Annotated in this window: 12 protein-coding genes; 7 read left to right on the forward strand and 5 right to left on the reverse strand. The window is 60.8% G+C overall.

Features of this window, described 5'->3' with window-relative positions:
• Positions 1 to 178: 178 nt before the first annotated feature.
• From FNT36_RS05280 to FNT36_RS05290, 3 genes are all read right to left on the reverse strand, one after another.
• Positions 179 to 2,836 carry a PEP/pyruvate-binding domain-containing protein gene (locus tag FNT36_RS05280; protein ID WP_144845057.1) on the reverse strand — a complete coding sequence of 886 codons (2,658 nt, stop codon included), beginning with the start codon at positions 2,834 to 2,836 and terminating at the stop codon, positions 179 to 181.
• A complete protein-coding gene (locus FNT36_RS05285; protein WP_144845059.1) occupies positions 2,820 to 3,737 on the reverse strand; it encodes a UbiA prenyltransferase family protein in 918 nt (305 codons plus the stop codon). Before FNT36_RS05285 ends, FNT36_RS05280 begins: the two co-directional genes overlap by 17 nt.
• Positions 3,738 to 3,915: 178 nt before the next feature.
• Entirely contained in the window at positions 3,916 to 4,161 is a 246-nt protein-coding gene (locus tag FNT36_RS05290; RefSeq protein WP_144845061.1) for a hypothetical protein, read from the reverse strand.
• Positions 4,162 to 4,219: 58 nt separating this feature from the next.
• Here FNT36_RS05290 and FNT36_RS05295 point away from each other — a divergent pair, with 58 nt between their 5' ends.
• Positions 4,220 to 5,569, forward strand: a complete 1,350-nt coding sequence (locus FNT36_RS05295; RefSeq protein WP_233635690.1) for a YfcC family protein — start codon at positions 4,220 to 4,222, stop codon at positions 5,567 to 5,569.
• Between the two features lie 59 nt (positions 5,570 to 5,628).
• Here FNT36_RS05295 and FNT36_RS05300 read toward each other — a convergent pair whose 3' ends face one another.
• Positions 5,629 to 6,045 (reverse strand): DUF6960 family protein, encoded by a 417-nt coding sequence (locus FNT36_RS05300; protein WP_144845065.1) that lies wholly within the window; start codon positions 6,043 to 6,045, stop codon positions 5,629 to 5,631.
• Positions 6,046 to 6,365: 320 nt separating this feature from the next.
• Between FNT36_RS05300 and FNT36_RS05305 the strand changes: the two genes are divergently transcribed.
• Both FNT36_RS05305 and FNT36_RS05310 read left to right on the forward strand, forming a co-directional pair.
• Complete coding sequence (locus FNT36_RS05305) at positions 6,366 to 8,261, forward strand: alpha-amylase family glycosyl hydrolase (protein WP_144845067.1); 1,896 nt, start codon at positions 6,366 to 6,368, stop codon at positions 8,259 to 8,261.
• A gap of 365 nt (positions 8,262 to 8,626) precedes the next feature.
• Entirely contained in the window at positions 8,627 to 9,925 is a 1,299-nt protein-coding gene (locus tag FNT36_RS05310) for a sensor histidine kinase (RefSeq protein WP_144845069.1), read from the forward strand.
• A 545-nt stretch (positions 9,926 to 10,470) separates the two neighbouring features.
• Here the strand turns inward: FNT36_RS05310 and FNT36_RS05315 are convergent.
• Positions 10,471 to 11,100: a nitroreductase family protein gene (locus tag FNT36_RS05315; protein ID WP_233635691.1), complete on the reverse strand. Its 630-nt coding sequence runs from the start codon at positions 11,098 to 11,100 to the stop codon at positions 10,471 to 10,473.
• A 167-nt stretch (positions 11,101 to 11,267) separates the two neighbouring features.
• Here FNT36_RS05315 and FNT36_RS05320 point away from each other — a divergent pair, with 167 nt between their 5' ends.
• The 4 genes from FNT36_RS05320 (at position 11,268) to FNT36_RS05335 (ending at position 15,700) form a co-directional block, all read left to right on the forward strand.
• Positions 11,268 to 13,106: a glycosyltransferase gene (locus FNT36_RS05320; RefSeq protein ID WP_144845073.1), complete on the forward strand. Its 1,839-nt coding sequence runs from the start codon at positions 11,268 to 11,270 to the stop codon at positions 13,104 to 13,106.
• 134 nt (positions 13,107 to 13,240) lie between these two features.
• Positions 13,241 to 14,161 carry a DUF4198 domain-containing protein gene (locus FNT36_RS05325; RefSeq protein ID WP_144845075.1) on the forward strand — a complete coding sequence of 307 codons (921 nt, stop codon included), beginning with the start codon at positions 13,241 to 13,243 and terminating at the stop codon, positions 14,159 to 14,161.
• Positions 14,162 to 14,260: 99 nt separating this feature from the next.
• Positions 14,261 to 14,635, forward strand: coding sequence for an STAS domain-containing protein (locus FNT36_RS05330; RefSeq protein ID WP_144845077.1), 375 nt, complete (start codon positions 14,261 to 14,263; stop codon positions 14,633 to 14,635).
• A 147-nt stretch (positions 14,636 to 14,782) separates the two neighbouring features.
• Complete coding sequence (locus FNT36_RS05335) at positions 14,783 to 15,700, forward strand: ribonuclease Z (protein WP_144845079.1); 918 nt, start codon at positions 14,783 to 14,785, stop codon at positions 15,698 to 15,700.
• Positions 15,701 to 15,722: the final 22 nt, after the last annotated feature.

Below are 15,722 nucleotides of genomic sequence, written 5' to 3' on the forward strand. Positions count from 1 at the left end.
GCGTAGTTTTCAAAAGCGGAAGGAAGGCAGAGCAGCAATAGCCGCCGGCTGGGGTCTCCAATCGGCGGCTACATAGTAATTATAATTATCAGGGGCAAGGCACCCCCAGCGCCAGCCAGTGGCGCCGGAGTTGCCCTAAAAGTAGTAGCGATATACGCATATTAGGTTTCAAAGATTGTTAGTTGGTTATTTCGACCTCGCCGCTGCGCCCGTCGAGGCGCACGTGCTGCCCGCTGCGCAGGCGCTGCGTGAGCCCAGGCACGTTGATAATGGTAGGAATACCAAGCTCCCGTAGAAGAATGACAGAGTGCGACAGCGCCGAACCGCGCTCAATGAGCACCGCCCGGCACCCCGGAAACAGCGCCGCCCAGCCGGGGTCGGTGCGCAGGGCAGCCACCACGCGCCCGCGCACAGCCCCTAGGTCGGCCTGCGCGGGGTCGGTGATAACGACAACCTCGCCACTCACCTGGCCCGGGTAGCAGCCGGTACCGCGCAAAGCGCCATCGGCAGGTGCGACAGTAGGCGCGGCCGGGCGGCTGGGCACCACCAGCCGGCCCGCTGGCGCCGGGGCCGCCCGATAACCCGCAAACTCGGCCTGGCGCGCCGCCGCTAGTGCAGCCCACTGCGCCCCTCCGGCCTGGGCGGCGGTGGCCAACTCAGTTTCGGTGAGCCAAAAGACATCGAGCGGCGCAGCTAGGGTGCCCGCGGAGGCCAGGAGCTGCCCTAGGGCCCGGTAAGCAGCCCGGTACATGCCAAAGAGGCGGGTGCGCTCGAGGCGCAAGGCTTCGCGGCGAGCCACGGCCTGGCGTAGCGTGGTTAGGCTGGCGCGCACCTGCCGGGCTTGCCACCAGCCCCGGCCCTTGAGTCGCGCCGTGAGCTCAGCGGCCGCCTGGGCGGGCAGCGTTCCTGCAGCAGCAGGCGCGGCCGGCGGCGCCAGATACGCCACTAGGTACTGGTAGAAAAGCGCCTCGCTGGTGCGCATGGTTTCGGTTTCGAGCTTGAGCTCGCCCATGGTGCGGTCGCCGTAGCGGGCCACGTAGTGCTGCACCCGTTGGTGAAAAGCCGGGGCCAGCTGCGCTACTTGAGCGGGCAATTCGGGGCCGGGCTGCTCGAGCAGTGGCAGCAGCGCCGGAAATTCTTGCCAGGCCAGCGCGCCCAGCTCGCGTAGGGCAAGGGCGGGCAAGAGGCTAGCCAGGGGCTCGGCCTCCGCGCCGGGTTCGGCTGGGCTACCGGCTAGGTAACGGCTCAAAAACTCTTCGGGGTCAGCCACGCCCAGCCGCGACAGGTGGCGGGTGGCCGCGCCGTGGGCCATCATCACCCGAAAGTCGTTGATGATGGGCGTGGTCCAGCGCGTGAGTAAAGCTTGGTTGAGGTGCTCGATTTCGCCCAGCAGCTCGGCCGCGCCCAGGGCTGCCAGCGGCAGCTGATAGAAGCGTTGGTACTCGGCCTCGAAGCGCGTTTGGAATGCTCGCGCCCGTTGTGGCAAGCGCGCAAACTTGCCCAGCAGGCGCCCTAGGGTCAATGCCAAGCGGGGCAGCAGGGCTAGGCGCTGGCGTAGCGTTTTGCGCTGGCCGTGCACAAAATCGACGGGTTCGAGCACACCCATCATGCGCTCCATATCGGCCTTGCTCTGGCGAAAATTGGGCAGCAGCAACAGGCCCCGGTACCAGTTATTTAAGTTGTAGTAGATGCGCCCTTGCTGCAAGGCCAGGAGGTTGGTGATAACCGGCTCGTGGGCCGCCACGGTGGCGGCGGGCAAGCCCAGCGCGTGCATGGTTTGGCGGTACACGGTGGCGTAGGCGCGTTGCGCAAAGCTGAAAGTGAGCGGCGTCGTCACGCCGCAGTAGCTTTCCTGAATATTGGCGTTGTCGTACACCACTACCTCAGGCACGGGCTGGGTGATTGGGCGGGCTTGCACCAGCCAGAGTCGGCCCGCTTGGTCCTGGGCAAACTCTATGTCCTGCGGGCCACCTAGGGCCGCTTCAAGGCGCTGGCCGAGGTGATAGAGTTCGGCCAGGGTTATGGGGGTGAGTAGCGCGGCTGGCGTAGACCCCACCTCCACCCCCTCCCCTCCGGAAGAGAGGAGCTTTTCGCAAGAGGACGGTTGAGTAGTCTGGCTCCTCGCCACCGGAGGGGAGGGGTCGGGGGTGAGGTCGGCGTGCACCTGGGCTACCAGTTGCCCGTCGGCTTTGCCTAAGTAATACTCTTCTGGCACCAGCTGCCCATTTACCAGCCCTTCGCCTAGGCCCGCTACGGCGTGAATGGCCATTTCCTGTGGGTATTCGGGGAAGGTGGTGAAGAGCACGCCCGCCGCCCGCGCCGCCACTTGGCGCTGCACCACCACGGCCGGGCGAGCAGCTAAGGATAACCCGCGCTGGCGGCGGTAGTCTAAGGCCCGGTCGGAATAGGCACTGGCAGCCACCTGCGCCACAGCCGCAAGCAGTGCTGGCCAGCTGCTCACGTGCAGCACGCTGTCCATCAGCCCCGGAAAGGCGGCTGCGGCGCCATCCTCATCGGCCACTGAGGAGCGCACGGCTACTGGCTGTCCATCGCCAAAGCCCCAATCGGCTAACAAGGCCTTCAGTGCGGCTTGGGTAGCGGCCGGCACTTCAAAGCTACCTAGGCGTGCCCGGCGCTCGGCCAAGCCGGCCACAGTGGTGGGCAGACCTGCCAGCACCGGCTCGAATAAGGCAGTGGGTAACACCGCAAACCCAGGCACGGGCGCACCCAATGCCTGTAGCCGCAGCAAGCCGGCACCCTTGCCTCCTAGGTGCGCGGCAGGCGCAGCTAGGAGCCGCGCACCGGGCACAAACAATTGATTATCTACCAAAGCCATACGCTTCGGCCAGCACGGCCAGGTAAGAGGTGAGCATAACGAGCGATACTACTTTTTCGGCCTGGCGCAGGCGCGCCTCGTGGGGGTGGCGGGCCGCCGTGCTGTACAGGGCCAGCCCCGAGGCCAGCAGCAGCCAAAGCACAGCGTAGCCCCCCCAGCGGGCGTGCAGCCCGCGCAGCAGCAGGGCCTGCACGGCACCACCAGCCAGCACTACCACTACCGTGAGCGACAAGGCCGGCCCATAGCCCAAGGTCCGCGAATACGAATCGACGCCCGCCCGCTCGGCGGCCGGGGCGTGCAGCTTGCGCGCCAGTTCGAAGCTGAAGCCACCCAGCAGGCTCAGCAGCAAGAGCAGCGGCAAGTATTCGCCACCTAGGGCTTGCCGCGGCGCATAGGCCGAGAACAGCCACAGCACTACCAGCGGCATGATAAACATGTGCGACAAGGCGTAGGCCACCAGCCGCTTGCGCAGCCACTCGCCCACCCCAAACTCTGCCCGCATCAGCAAGCTATAGCCAAGGGCTACGGTCCACAGCAGCAGGGTAGCCTTCCCTTGCGCGGCCGACCAGCCTAGCTCTAGCAGGGCGCCGGCCCAGGCCAGGCGGCGCAGCTGCGGCAGCGTCACGCGGCCGGTTTGCAGCACGCGGTGCGGGTGGGTAAGGGCATCCTGGGCAAAGTCTTTTTCCTCATCAAACACCCGCAGGCGGAAGAAAAACGACACAGTAGCCAACGCGCCCAGGGCTGCCCAGGCTAGCCCGGCAGTGGGCACGAGGGAGTTCTGGTAGACGGCGCTGGCCCAGGTTGCCACGCCCCGCACGGTGCAAAATAGCACGACAAATAGCCCTATGTTGACGGGGGCGAACCGCTCTTGCAGATAGGCCCCTAGGTTGCGAAACTTCATGGGCCGAAGTAACAGCGCTGGTACCCGGCAAAAACGGCAATTTGCGCGCTAAGGGGATTTTACTTCTTCCTTTGCTTCGATTGCTACCAGCTCACTTACAAGCAGCTACCTAGGGCGCTATTAGACTTTAGCGCTACCATCTAAGCGGGCACTACCCTACCCTAAACCACGCTGCCCCTTACTTAAAATCTGGCAGGCGCACCAGGGCTAGGTAGTCGCTGAGGCCGCTGGGCTGCTCAAACACGTGGATGAAGAGAATGGCTTCTTCGCCCGCGCTACGCCACACCTCGGCGTAGAAGTTTTCGACCGCATACAGGCTCAGGCGGAAGCTGTCTTCGGTGCGTTCGGCTAGGGCGTGGCCGTGCTGAGCCAGGTGCTCGGCTTGGCGGCGTTGATGTAATGTTTTGAAAGTGGCGCAGGTCATGGCTTGGTATCCCGAAGTTACGACAGGGCGCCAAAACCGCGGGGCTACCTTCGCGGCCATGAATTCAATGCGCTTTCCGCACCCGCTGGTGCTACTTACTGCTTTTATTTTGCTCGCCGCGGCGCTCAGCTACGTGCTGCCCGCCGGCGAGTTTGTGCGCCGCCTCGACCCCGCCACCCAGCGCCAGGTAGTGGTGCCGGGCTCTTACCACCGGGTACCTCCCACCCCCGTTTCGCCCCTCAACATGCTGGTGAGCCTACCTAGGGGCTTGGTCGATGCGGGCTCAGTAGTGTTTCTGATTTTTTTGGCCGGTGGGGCCTTCACGGTAGTCGACCAAACGGGAGCCTTGCGTTATGGTGTCGATAGCCTGCTGCACCGCGCTCAGGGACGCGAGGCGGTGCTCATTCCGCTAGTATCGCTGCTCTTTGCCATTATGGGCGCACTAGAGAATATGGGCGAGGAAATAATCGCCCTAGTGCCCGTGCTGCTTGTGCTGATGCGGCGGCTTGGCTACCCGAGCATTGTGGCGGTGGCGGCCAGCCTGGGGGCGGCCGTGGTGGGCGCGGCCTTCAGCCCGCTCAATCCCTTTCAGGTAGTTATTGCCCAAAAGCTGGCGCAGTTGCCGCCATTTTCGGGCTGGGCCTACCGGGTGGTGTTCCTAGTTATTGCCCTAGGTATCTGGATAGTGGGCACCATGCGCTACGCCCGCCGCCACCGCGTGGCGCCCGATACTACCTCCCCCACCGCCACCGAGGAGGCCACCACGCACCGCGGCCAGCCAGGATTAGTGCTGTTGCTTCTGCTAGTGGCGTTCAGCGTATTTGGCTACGGCGTGGTAAGCCTAGGCTGGGACTTTGACCAGATGTCGGCGTTGTTTTTTGTGCTGGGCGTGGGCGCGGGGCTGGTGGGTGGCCTAGGCCTCACGGGCACTGCTGAGGGCTTTGTGGCGGGCTTCCGCGACGTGGCTTTTTCGGGTATTCTTATCGGGTTTGCGCGGGCCATTTTTGTGGTGCTCGAGCAGGGCCATGTGGTCGATACCATTGTGCAGGGGCTGGCTGCACCGCTGGCCCACCTGCCGGTGGCACTGGCGGCCCTAGGTATGCTGGTAGTGCACACGGCGCTGCACCTGCCGGTGCCCAGCGTGAGCGGCCAAGCCGTGCTCACCATGCCACTATTGGTGCCACTCTCCGACCTCATCGGGCTCTCGCGCCAGGTCACGGTGCTAGCCTACCAATACGCTGCCGGCCTCGGCGACCTCGTAACGCCCACCAACGGCGGCCTCATGGCCATGCTCGCCGCCTGCGGCGTGCGCTACGACCAGTGGCTGCGCTTTGCAGGCAAGCTATATGGGCTGCTGCTGGCCCTAGGCGCCGTGGCCGTAGTGCTAGGCATAGCGTTCCATATTTAATTATCAGTGGTCAATGGTTAGTTGTTAATGGCTGAACATTAACAACTAACCATTGACCATCAATCATCTACCCTACGCAGTGCTTCGCCGTCGAACACTTGTGGCAGCTTGCGCTTGCGCTCCACAATTTGGAAGGTAGCGCGGTCCAGGCTTTCGCTCCAGAAAATATCTGACACCAAACCACGGTGTGCGGGCTGACCGGCGGCAGGCTTTACTTCTTCCACGAGGTCGCCAAAGCCGAAGGGTGGCTTGTTATAGATTTCCTTGAACAACTCGCCGCGCACCAAGAATTGCTGCTCGTCGTAGCGCAGCGTTATCCACTCGCTGTCGTCGTCGAGGTCGCTCACTTTCTCAAATACCTTGCCCACTGGCTGCAGCCACTCAAAGGAGCGCCGGTTGGCGGGGTGCAAGTAACTATAGCCGTAGTCGGGTGACCAGGCATACAAACCAAAAACAATGGGACGCGGACGGGGCATAACTCGCAACTAAAAAAATCGGGAACCTAGGGAGTAGGTCAAACCCCAAAACTGCTGTTCCGGTTGCCTGCGGCCCCAAAAACGCACCGCTGGCCCTGCCCAAAGCAGCGTGTGGGCTTACGGCTGTGGCTATTGTTTTAGCATACCTAGGCCTCAACCGCCACCGTGCTTTGGCTCACCGCACACGCTAGTAGCGGCCAAGCCAGCTACTGCCGAGGCTTCCGGATTATATCCTAACAAGATTAGTTTGCGTATAAGGTGGACTTTAACTGGCCGCGCCAGGTGGCTCCATAGGGGGGCCAGCGGTGCGGCTTTTTTTTATGTCTACTCCTACCTTGTCTGAGCCCGCTCCTTCCCGGGCGTCTATTGCTTCGAAAACAACGAAAGCTGCTCCATCCAAAGCTAAAAATACCCCCGCCCCTACCAGCCAAGCGCCCGTGCGCGATGGCTTCGGGGCCCTCCCACACGCCCAAGGCACCACGTTTCGGGTGTGGGCGCCGGCCGCCACTGCCGTATCGGTAGTAGGCACCTTCAATGACTGGGACAAAGACGCCAACCCACTACAAGCCGAAGCCGATGGCAACTGGGCTGTCGACCTGCTCGGCGTAAAAGCCGGCGACGGCTACAAGTTTGTGCTACAAACCCCGGCCGGCGAGCTGACCCGCAACGACCCCTACGCCCGCGCCGTCACCAACTCGGCTGGCTACTCGCTGGTATTCGACCCCAACGATTTTGACTGGGAAGGCGACAATTTCCAAATGCCCGCCTGGAACGACCTCGTTATCTACGAGCTGCACGTGGGCACTTTCAATGTGAAAGAGCAGGGCCATCCTGGCACGTTCCTCGACATTATCGAGCGCCTAGAGTACCTGCAAGGCCTCGGCATCAACTGCATCGAGATTATGCCGGCCACCGAATTTCCGGGGGCTTATTCGTGGGGCTACAACCCTTCGAACCCTTTCGCCTTAGAAAGCGACTACGGTGGAGCCGAAGCTTTCCGCAAGCTCGTGAAAGCTGCCCACCAGCACGGCATTGCGGTGGTGCTCGACGTGGTGTACAACCACTTTGGGCCTGGCGACCTTGACCTGTGGCAGTTTGACGGCTGGCAGGAAAACGACGGCGGCGGCATCTATTTCTACAACGACTGGCGCGCCGAAACGCCCTGGGGCCACAACCGCCCCGACTATGGCCGCCCTGAGGTGCGCCGCTACATCCTGGACAATGCCCTGATGTGGCTCGAAGACTATCACTGCGACGGCCTGCGCATGGATGCTATTGCCTTCATCCGCAACGTGCACGGCGAGGAAGACCCCGGCGCCGACCTGCCCGACGGCTGGAGCCTGATGCGCTGGGTAAATGAGGAAATCAAGAACCGCCAGCCCTGGAAAATCACCATCGCCGAAGACCTGCGCTCGAACCCCGCCATCACAGCCGGCACCGAGCAGGGCGGCGAGGGCTTCTCGGCCCAGTGGTCGGCCTCATTTATCTACCCCGTGCACCAAGCGCTGACCACGATGGAGGACCGCGACCGTGACATGCACGCCATCAGCCGGGCCATTTGCACGCACTACAATGGCGATGCTTTCCAGCGCGTTATCTACACCGAAAGCCACGACGAGGTAGCCAACGGTAAAAGCCGCCTACCCGAAGAAATTGGGGGTGGCGACGTCGAAAACTTCTTTGCCAAGAAGCGCATGGTGCTCGGCGCAGCCCTCACGCTCACGGCGCCCGGCATTCCGATGCTGTTCCAAGGCCAGGAATTCCTCGCCCCCGGCTCGTTCAACGACACCGAACCGCTCGACTGGGCTTGGGCCGAGGCGCACGGCGGCCTCACGCAGCTCTACCGCGACCTCATCGCGCTGCGGCGCGACCTGCGCGGCGTGACGCCCGGCCTGCGCGGCCAGGGCTGTAATGTATTCCACGTCAACAACGACGCCAAAGTCGTGGCCTTCGCCCGCTGGACTGATAGCCCCGAGAATGCGACCGTGGTCATCGCCAACTTTGCCAACCAGCCCTACCAGGGCTATACCATCGGCCTGCCTGCGGACGGCAACTGGACGGTGCGCTTCAACTCCGACTGGCACGGCTACGACCAGGATTTCCAAGACTTCCCGTGCTACGGCACCAACGCCGAAGGTGGCGAGTACGATGGCTTTGCACAGCACGGCAGCCTCGACCTAGGACCCTACGGCGTGGTTATACTATCGCGCAGCTAGCCCAAGGCTAGGTTTTAATAAAAGCTCTTTACCGGGTATCAGTTCGCTGGTGCCCGGTAAAGAGCTTTTTTGCTATCAGCCATTTTCGGCCCCTAGCAAAACGCAAGCAAGCCTAGCGAAATGCTACCGAGCTACTCGCCCAAGCAAGTATCGGCAGCTCACCTTGTCAATTCATAGAACCTTATCAAACAATTATTTATAAGCAAATCAAAGAATAGTTAAGGTGGTGCGGCACTGGCTTTGTACCACTTGGCCCGAGCCTTTATTGTAAGCAGTCTGGCACCCAGCCTTACTGCGGCTGGCCTCTCCCTAGGTGATAGCAAGCCAGGCGAGAGGCCTTAGCCGGGCCACACATTTTTTAGTATATGAATCTGCTAACCAAACGCTTGCTAAGTGTGGCGGCAGGGCTACTGCTGCTACTCGGTATTTATATCTTAAACACGCTCGCGCACTCCGACTACGCACTCGCCGAGGGCATGCCGCCGGCGCTCCGGCTAGCGGCGGGGCTCCTTATCGCGAGCGCGCTGGTGCTGCTAGACTGCGTGCTCTACGTGCCAGCCACCGAAAGCCACCAACTTCATTTTCAACCTACTGGCTCTATGACCAATTTCTTAGCTACTAGTGCTGTAGCGGGGCCGCGAGCTACCAACTCCAAGCCGACTAACCTAGTTGACCTCCTTGACGAAGGCTTGCTGCTATTAGATGAAAACCGGGTTGTTACGGTGGCCAACCTCACCATCAGTCAGCTGCTGGGCCTACCGGCTGCCCAGCTAGTGGGCCGCAGGGCCGACGAGCTAGCCGCCGAAAGCCCGCTATTTAGCCAGTTGCTAGGCTATCTCAATGCCCCGTCCTCAGAGCCTAACCCAGTATTTACGCTCACGCAAGGTGCCAATACGGGGCCTTATGAATTGCTAGTTCGCACTCTGCCCAGCGGCTGGCTGCTGACGCTACGCAACGTAGCCGAGCACCAACAACTCGACCAAGCCAAGTGGCACTTCCTGGCCAGCGTATCGCAGGAGCTGCAAAACTCCTTAAGCATTATGCAACTTAGCCTCAACCGTTTGCACGACGGGGCGGCGGGCGCACTCACCCCCGAGCAGCATAATATTACTTATACCCTAGGGCGCGAAAACAGGCACCTGCGCAAGCTAGTGGGCGAACTGCTAGACGTGTCGCAGCTAGAGCTAGGCACGATTCAGCTCAATTTTAAGGCGGTGCGCCTACCCAGCCTGGTGCAGTTCGTGACGGACACCATCGGGCCGCAGCTACAGCCCAAGCGGCTGGTATTGGAGGTGCAAGTGCCCGATACGCTCCCCGCCGTGCGCGCCGACCTCGAAAAAACAACCTGGGTACTGCTCAGCTTGCTGGCCAATGCTATTCGCTACTCCCATCTGCTAGACCACTTGCGCATCGTGGCCAGCTTGGCCCCCGATGGGCGACATGTGCGGGTGAGCGTGCAAGACCAAGGCCCCGGCATTGCGCCCGCCGACCAAGACAAGATATTCCGCCGCTTTGCCCAACTGCCTACCCAAGGCGGCGCAGGCCTGGGCCTAAGTATTGCTCGCGAGTTTATAGCTAGCCAAGGTGGTGAATTGGGCGTAGAGAGCACCCTAGGTGCGGGCAGTACGTTCTGGTTTACCCTGCCGCTGGCCGATGCGGCGTAAACCAGAACGACGCTAGCTACACGGGCTCTTGGTCGTGGTGGCGAGGGCAATGCCTTTGCTCAGCACACCAGCCTAACCTTAGGGCTATAGGACTTGGCAGCGCAATAGGGCATTAAGCAAAAAGAGGCTGGCAGTAGCATTTCTACTGTCAGCCTCTTTTTGCTTAATGCCCTATTGTTTTAACTACGCCCGCCGAACTTATCGTCATGGTTACCACACCATCTGACGAAAGCGGAGGTGCTTGATAGCTATACATTGTGTCGCCCGTAGCGGTCAGCAGTTGCCGCCCTAGCGGCGGACCCATTAGCCGGTGGGCTTGCCCAGCAGGCATACCTAGCCGTACCAAATGAGCTTGCTGTTGGTTGTGATTACCTAGCCGAGCTTTAGGGCTTAGCCACAGTACATAGCCAAGCATTAAGCCAATGCTCGCTACAACAGCCAGCAGACCAAGAATAGCTTTTTGTAGCCAAGCGTGCACCATGGTAGTCAAGTAGTTTGCTGTCCGACAGCAAATTTAGCTAAAACTCCCACGATGTTCGCCTAGGTTACACTGGGGCTTGGTCGTAGCGCTCGGTGGTGGGCAGCGGCCAGCCACCTTCAAATACAAACTCGGTGAGGGGCTTGCGGGTGCGGGGCGCCAGCTCGCGCTCGCGCAGGCTGTCGGGCACAGCGTCGGCCGGGGCGGGGTAGCCCACCGTGAACACGGCTACGAGGTCGTAGTCGGCCGGAATGTTGAAAGCCGTGCGCAGGGCATCTTGCGAGAAGCCCGCCATTTGGTGAATTTGCAAGCCCAGTTCGACGGCCTGAATGGCCAACGTGGCTGTGGCTTGGCCTACATCGTGCTTGGCCCAGGCATTGGGGTTGCTGTCGTGCGAAAACGTCTTTTTAGCGATGCTGGCTACCAATACGGGTGCTTCTTTGGCCCACACTTGGTTGAACTCGCCCATCGAATGCAGGATTTTATCAAACGCTTCGGGGTGCTTCTCCTTATTGCCAACCAAGTAGCGCCAGGGCTGCTCGCCAAAGCACGAGGCGGCCGAGCCAGCGGCAGTAAATAGCTGCTCCAGCGCCTCGGCGGGCACAGGCTGGTTGGTGTAGGCGCGGGGGCTGCGGCGCTGCGTGAGCTGCGGCAGAATGGGATGCTCGGGCGTGAGAACGTTGGTAGTATCGGACATGACAGACGAAAAAAGTGAGGTCGGGGGCATAACAGGCAAGCGCGGGGTAGATGTTTTGGTAACCTCTGGGGGGCAGCCTAGGTAAAGAAATTTATTGCTTACTTGCCCGCGCGCTTCGCCGGGCGGCTTACCTTTCGCCCGGCTTTTTTCGCCCATCCCACCCGCTTATGCAGCCCCAGCCCCACGCCCCTGACGCACTATTCCCCAACTCCCTCCTGATTGAAGTCGCCTGGGAGGTCTGCAACCAGGTGGGCGGCATCTACACCGTTATTCGCTCGAAGGTGCCCGCTACAGTGCCTGCCTGGGGCGACCGCTACTGCCTGCTGGGGCCCTACTTTCCGCAGCAGGCACAGGGCGAGTTTGAGAGCTACAGCGACGAGCAGCTCGCTAACATGAACGACCCCTACGCCCGGGCTGTGCGCGAGCTGCACCACCAGGGCTACGATATCTGCCTGGGCGTGTGGCTCATCACGGGGCGCCCTAGGGCAGTGCTCATCAACCCCTTTCAGAATTATCACCGGCTGGGCGAGCTAAAGGCTGACCTCTGGCGCGACCACCAAGTGCCCACGCCCGACAATGACGACCTGCTGCACCAAGTAGTGGCCTTCGGTGACCTAGCACGACTATTTGTGGAAGAAGTGGCCCGGCAAACCGTGGGCCAGTACCAGGTTATCGGCCACTTCCACGAGTGGATGACGGGTGTGGCCATCCCCGAGTTGCGCCGCCGCCAAGTGCCGGTGCACCTTGTGTTTACGACACACGCCACGCTGCTGGGCCGCTACTTGGCCATGAACGACCCCAATTTCTACGACCACCTCATGCTTGTGGATTGGCGCTCGCAGGCGCGGCACTTCAACATCGAGCCGGCCGTGAGCATGGAGCGCGCCGCCGCCCACGGTAGCCACGTCTTTACCACGGTGAGCGAGCTGACGGTGCGCGAATGCATCTACTTGCTGGATAGAATACCCGACGCAGTGCTGCCTAATGGCTTGAACATCGAGCGCTTTGTGGCCTTGCACGAGTTTCAAAACCTGCACAAGCTCTACAAAGACAAGATTCACGAGTTTGTGATGGCGCACTTCTTCCAGAGCTACGCCTTCGACCTCGACCAAACGATTTACCTTTTCACCTCAGGCCGCTACGAGTACCACAACAAAGGCTTCGACCTCACGCTCGAAGCGCTGGCCCGTCTCAACCACCGCCTCCAGCAGAGCGGCCTAGAGGGGCAAGTCGTGATGTTTTTCATCACCAAGCGTCCCTACACCAGCATCAACCCACTGGTGCTACAAAGCCGCGCCCAGCTCGACGAGGTGCGCGAAACCTGCCGCGCCATTGAGGAGCAAGTAGGCGAGCGTCTTTTCTACGCCGCCGCCGCCAGCCAAGACCACCGCCTGCCCGACCTCGACGGTATGGTAGACGACTACTGGAAGCTGCGCTACCGCCGCGGCCTACAAAGCTGGAAAACCTCGCAGCTGCCCTCGGTCATCACCCACAACCTAGTGAATGACCAAGACGACGACATCCTAAACTTTGTGCGGCGCGCCAACCTCGTGAACCACAAGCATGACCGGGTAAAAATTGTGTACCACCCCGACTTCGTGAGCACGACCTCGCCCCTCTTCGGCATGGACTACGGCCAGTTTGTGCGGGGCTGCCACATGGGCGTGTTTCCGAGCTACTACGAGCCCTGGGGCTACACCCCGCTCGAGTGCGTGGCCCGCGGCGTACCGGCCATCACCTCCGACCTCTCGGGTTTCGGCGACTATGTGCAAAAGAACGTGCCCGAGCATGAAGACAAAGGCATCTTCGTGGTGCGCCGCCAAGAGCGCAGCTTCGACCAAGCCGCCGAAGAGCTCACCGAAATGCTCTGGAATTTCGTACTGCTTACCCGCCGCGAGCGCATCAGCCAGCGCAACCGCGTCGAAAGCTCAGCCGATATTTTTGACTGGAAAAACCTGCGCGTGTACTATGACCGGGCCTACGCCCTAGCGCTAGAGCGGCAGTAACCTAGGCGCGGTAACGTCTTAGGTACCTACGGCATCCTATTCTCTGTCATTGCGAGGAGGAACGACGAAGCAATCGCACCTACTCAACTTACAGTTGCTTTTTTAATGCGATTGCTTCGTCGTTCCTCCTCGCAATGACAAGAGGCAGCAGGCCAATTAAACTACTTTCTCTGAGCCTGCTATTTGCTAGTAGCGTTGCTTTAGCCAATGAGTTCTGGCTGCAACCCGCTAGTTTTCGGGTAGCTGTTGGCACCCCAGTGCCACTACGGTTGCTGCTGGGCGAAAACCTAACGGGCCGACCGTGGCCCCGGCCAGCGCGACGCACGCAGCGCTTTGTGCACCTAGGGCCCACCGGCAGCGCCGACTCAACTAACCTGCGCCCAGCCCTGCTAGCTGATTCAGTGGCGCCGTCCCTCACGCTAAGAACGCCGGGCACACATGTGGCAGCGCTCACTAGCACGCTGGCTTTTAGCGAGCTGCCCGCCGATAAGTTTACGGCCTATTTGCGAGCCGAGGGTTTTGATAAGGCGCTGTTGTATCGCCAGCAGCAAGGGCAAACTACTACCAAGCCTGGCCGCGAGGCTTATCGCCGCTGTGCCAAGGCGCTCATGCTGGCTACGGCTAGCGCCCGGGCACCCCGCAGCCCCGCCGACACCGCTTACCGCCACTCCCTGAACCTGCCTCTAGAGCTAGTGCCCGAGCAAAACCCCTATTACTTAAGGCTAGGTGCATCGCTTACGCTACGCGTGCTGCGCCAGGGCCAGCCGGTGCCCGGCGCACTGGTGCGAGTTTGGGACGCAAGCCCGCCTGCTCCCGACAAAAGCAGGGCCAACACTGCTATCGAAACGCGTTATTTTTCGACGCGTGCAAACAATAACGGTCGAGTTTTGTTACGCCTACCCGGGGGCGGGCCTTACTTGGTAGTAGCCAAGTACCTAGAGCCTGCACCGGCCGCTTTAAAGGGCCAAACCGACTGGCTGAGCACTTGGGCCACGCTCACATTTGGCGGTCCCGGCGCTCCTACGGACGGGCCTACCACCCTCTTTCGTAAATAGCTACTGCTGAATATCTTAAAATTGACCGTTCGGCAATTTCCAATTTCTTCCTACCTTCGTCTTTCGCATCGCACTTTTTGCTCCCCCCGCCGTTTCTCTATGAAGTACTCCATTGATAAAAAAGAGAGCTACACCGTCATCACCATTGATGAAAAGAAGCTTGATACGACTGTAGCTCCCGACCTCAAGTCGGAGTTTGTGAAGCTGAACGCTGAAGGAACCAACAACCTGATTCTGGACCTACAAAACGTAAAGTACACTGATTCGTCGGGACTTAGCAGCATTCTAATCGCCAATCGTCTTTGCAATTCTACGGGCGGCCTGCTGGTGCTCACCGGCCTGCAAGACCACGTGCTGAAGCTCATTACCATCAGCAAACTCGAATCGGTACTGCACATCCTGCCTACCGTAGAAGAAGGCATCGACCGTATTTTTCTGCACTCTATCGAGCGCGACCTCACGGATAAAGAATAGCTTTTTTAAGCTGTTAGCTATTGGCTGTTAGCTGTTGGCCCTCACCTAGAGGGCTGGCGCCTGGCAGTCAGTAGCTTTTTTTATTTTACTTACTTTGGCTGTTGGTACTCCTGAAAAAGCTAATAGCCAACAGCTAACAGCCTGAGGATGCAGTTTGAGCTTCAAATTCTGGGGAGTGCCTCCGCCACCCCCATGACCGGGCGCCACCCCACGGCCCAACTGCTGGCCGTGGGCGAGGGTCGCTACCTCATTGACTGCGGCGAGGGCACCCAGTGGCGGCTGCTAGAGCACCGGCGGCGCTTGAGCTCGCTGCGCGTCATTTTTATCTCGCACCTGCACGGCGACCACTACTTTGGGCTGTTTGGCCTGCTGGGCACGCTTCACCTACAAGGCCGCCAAGAGCCGCTGCTGATAGTGGGCCCGCCCGGCCTCGATTTGGTGCTGACCACGCAGGCCATGCATTCAGGCGTTCAGTACGGGTTCAATCTCACGTTTGTGCCCGTCGATACCGAGGCACATGCCTTGGTGTATGAAGATGCGCTAGTGCGCGTATCGACGCTGCCCATGCGCCACCGCGTGCCATGCTGCGGCTACTTGTTTGAAGAGCAGCCGCGCCGCGACCGGCTAGTGAAGGAGAGCCTGCCGCCGGGCCTTAGCCCCGCCGAACTGGCCCAACTGGCCCAGGGCCACGACCTACCCGCCAACCCTGCCACAGGCCGCCCGGCGCTGGCCCATGCGGCCGTGTCGACGCCCGCCGCGCCACCTAGGCGCTATGCCTTCTGCTCCGACACGCTCTACACCCCCGCGTTGGCCGAGCTGGTGCGTGGTGCTGACTTACTCTACCACGAGGCCACCTTCTTGGAAGAGCTGCGCGAGCGCGCCGCCCAAACGCACCACAGCACTGCGGCCCAGGCCGCCGAGCTGGCTTGCGCCGCCGGGGTAGGCTTACTGCTCATCGGCCATTTTTCGTCGCGATACAAGCAGTTGACGGCGCATTTGGCCGAGGCGCAGGCCATTTTCCCAAATACAGAACTGGCTACCGAGGGCTTGGTAGTAGCTGTTTAAGAGTCCTAGGGTGCTTCGCCCC

It is taken from the genome of Hymenobacter setariae (assembly GCF_007713685.1).
Taxonomy (GTDB): Bacteria; Bacteroidota; Bacteroidia; order Cytophagales; family Hymenobacteraceae; genus Hymenobacter; species Hymenobacter setariae.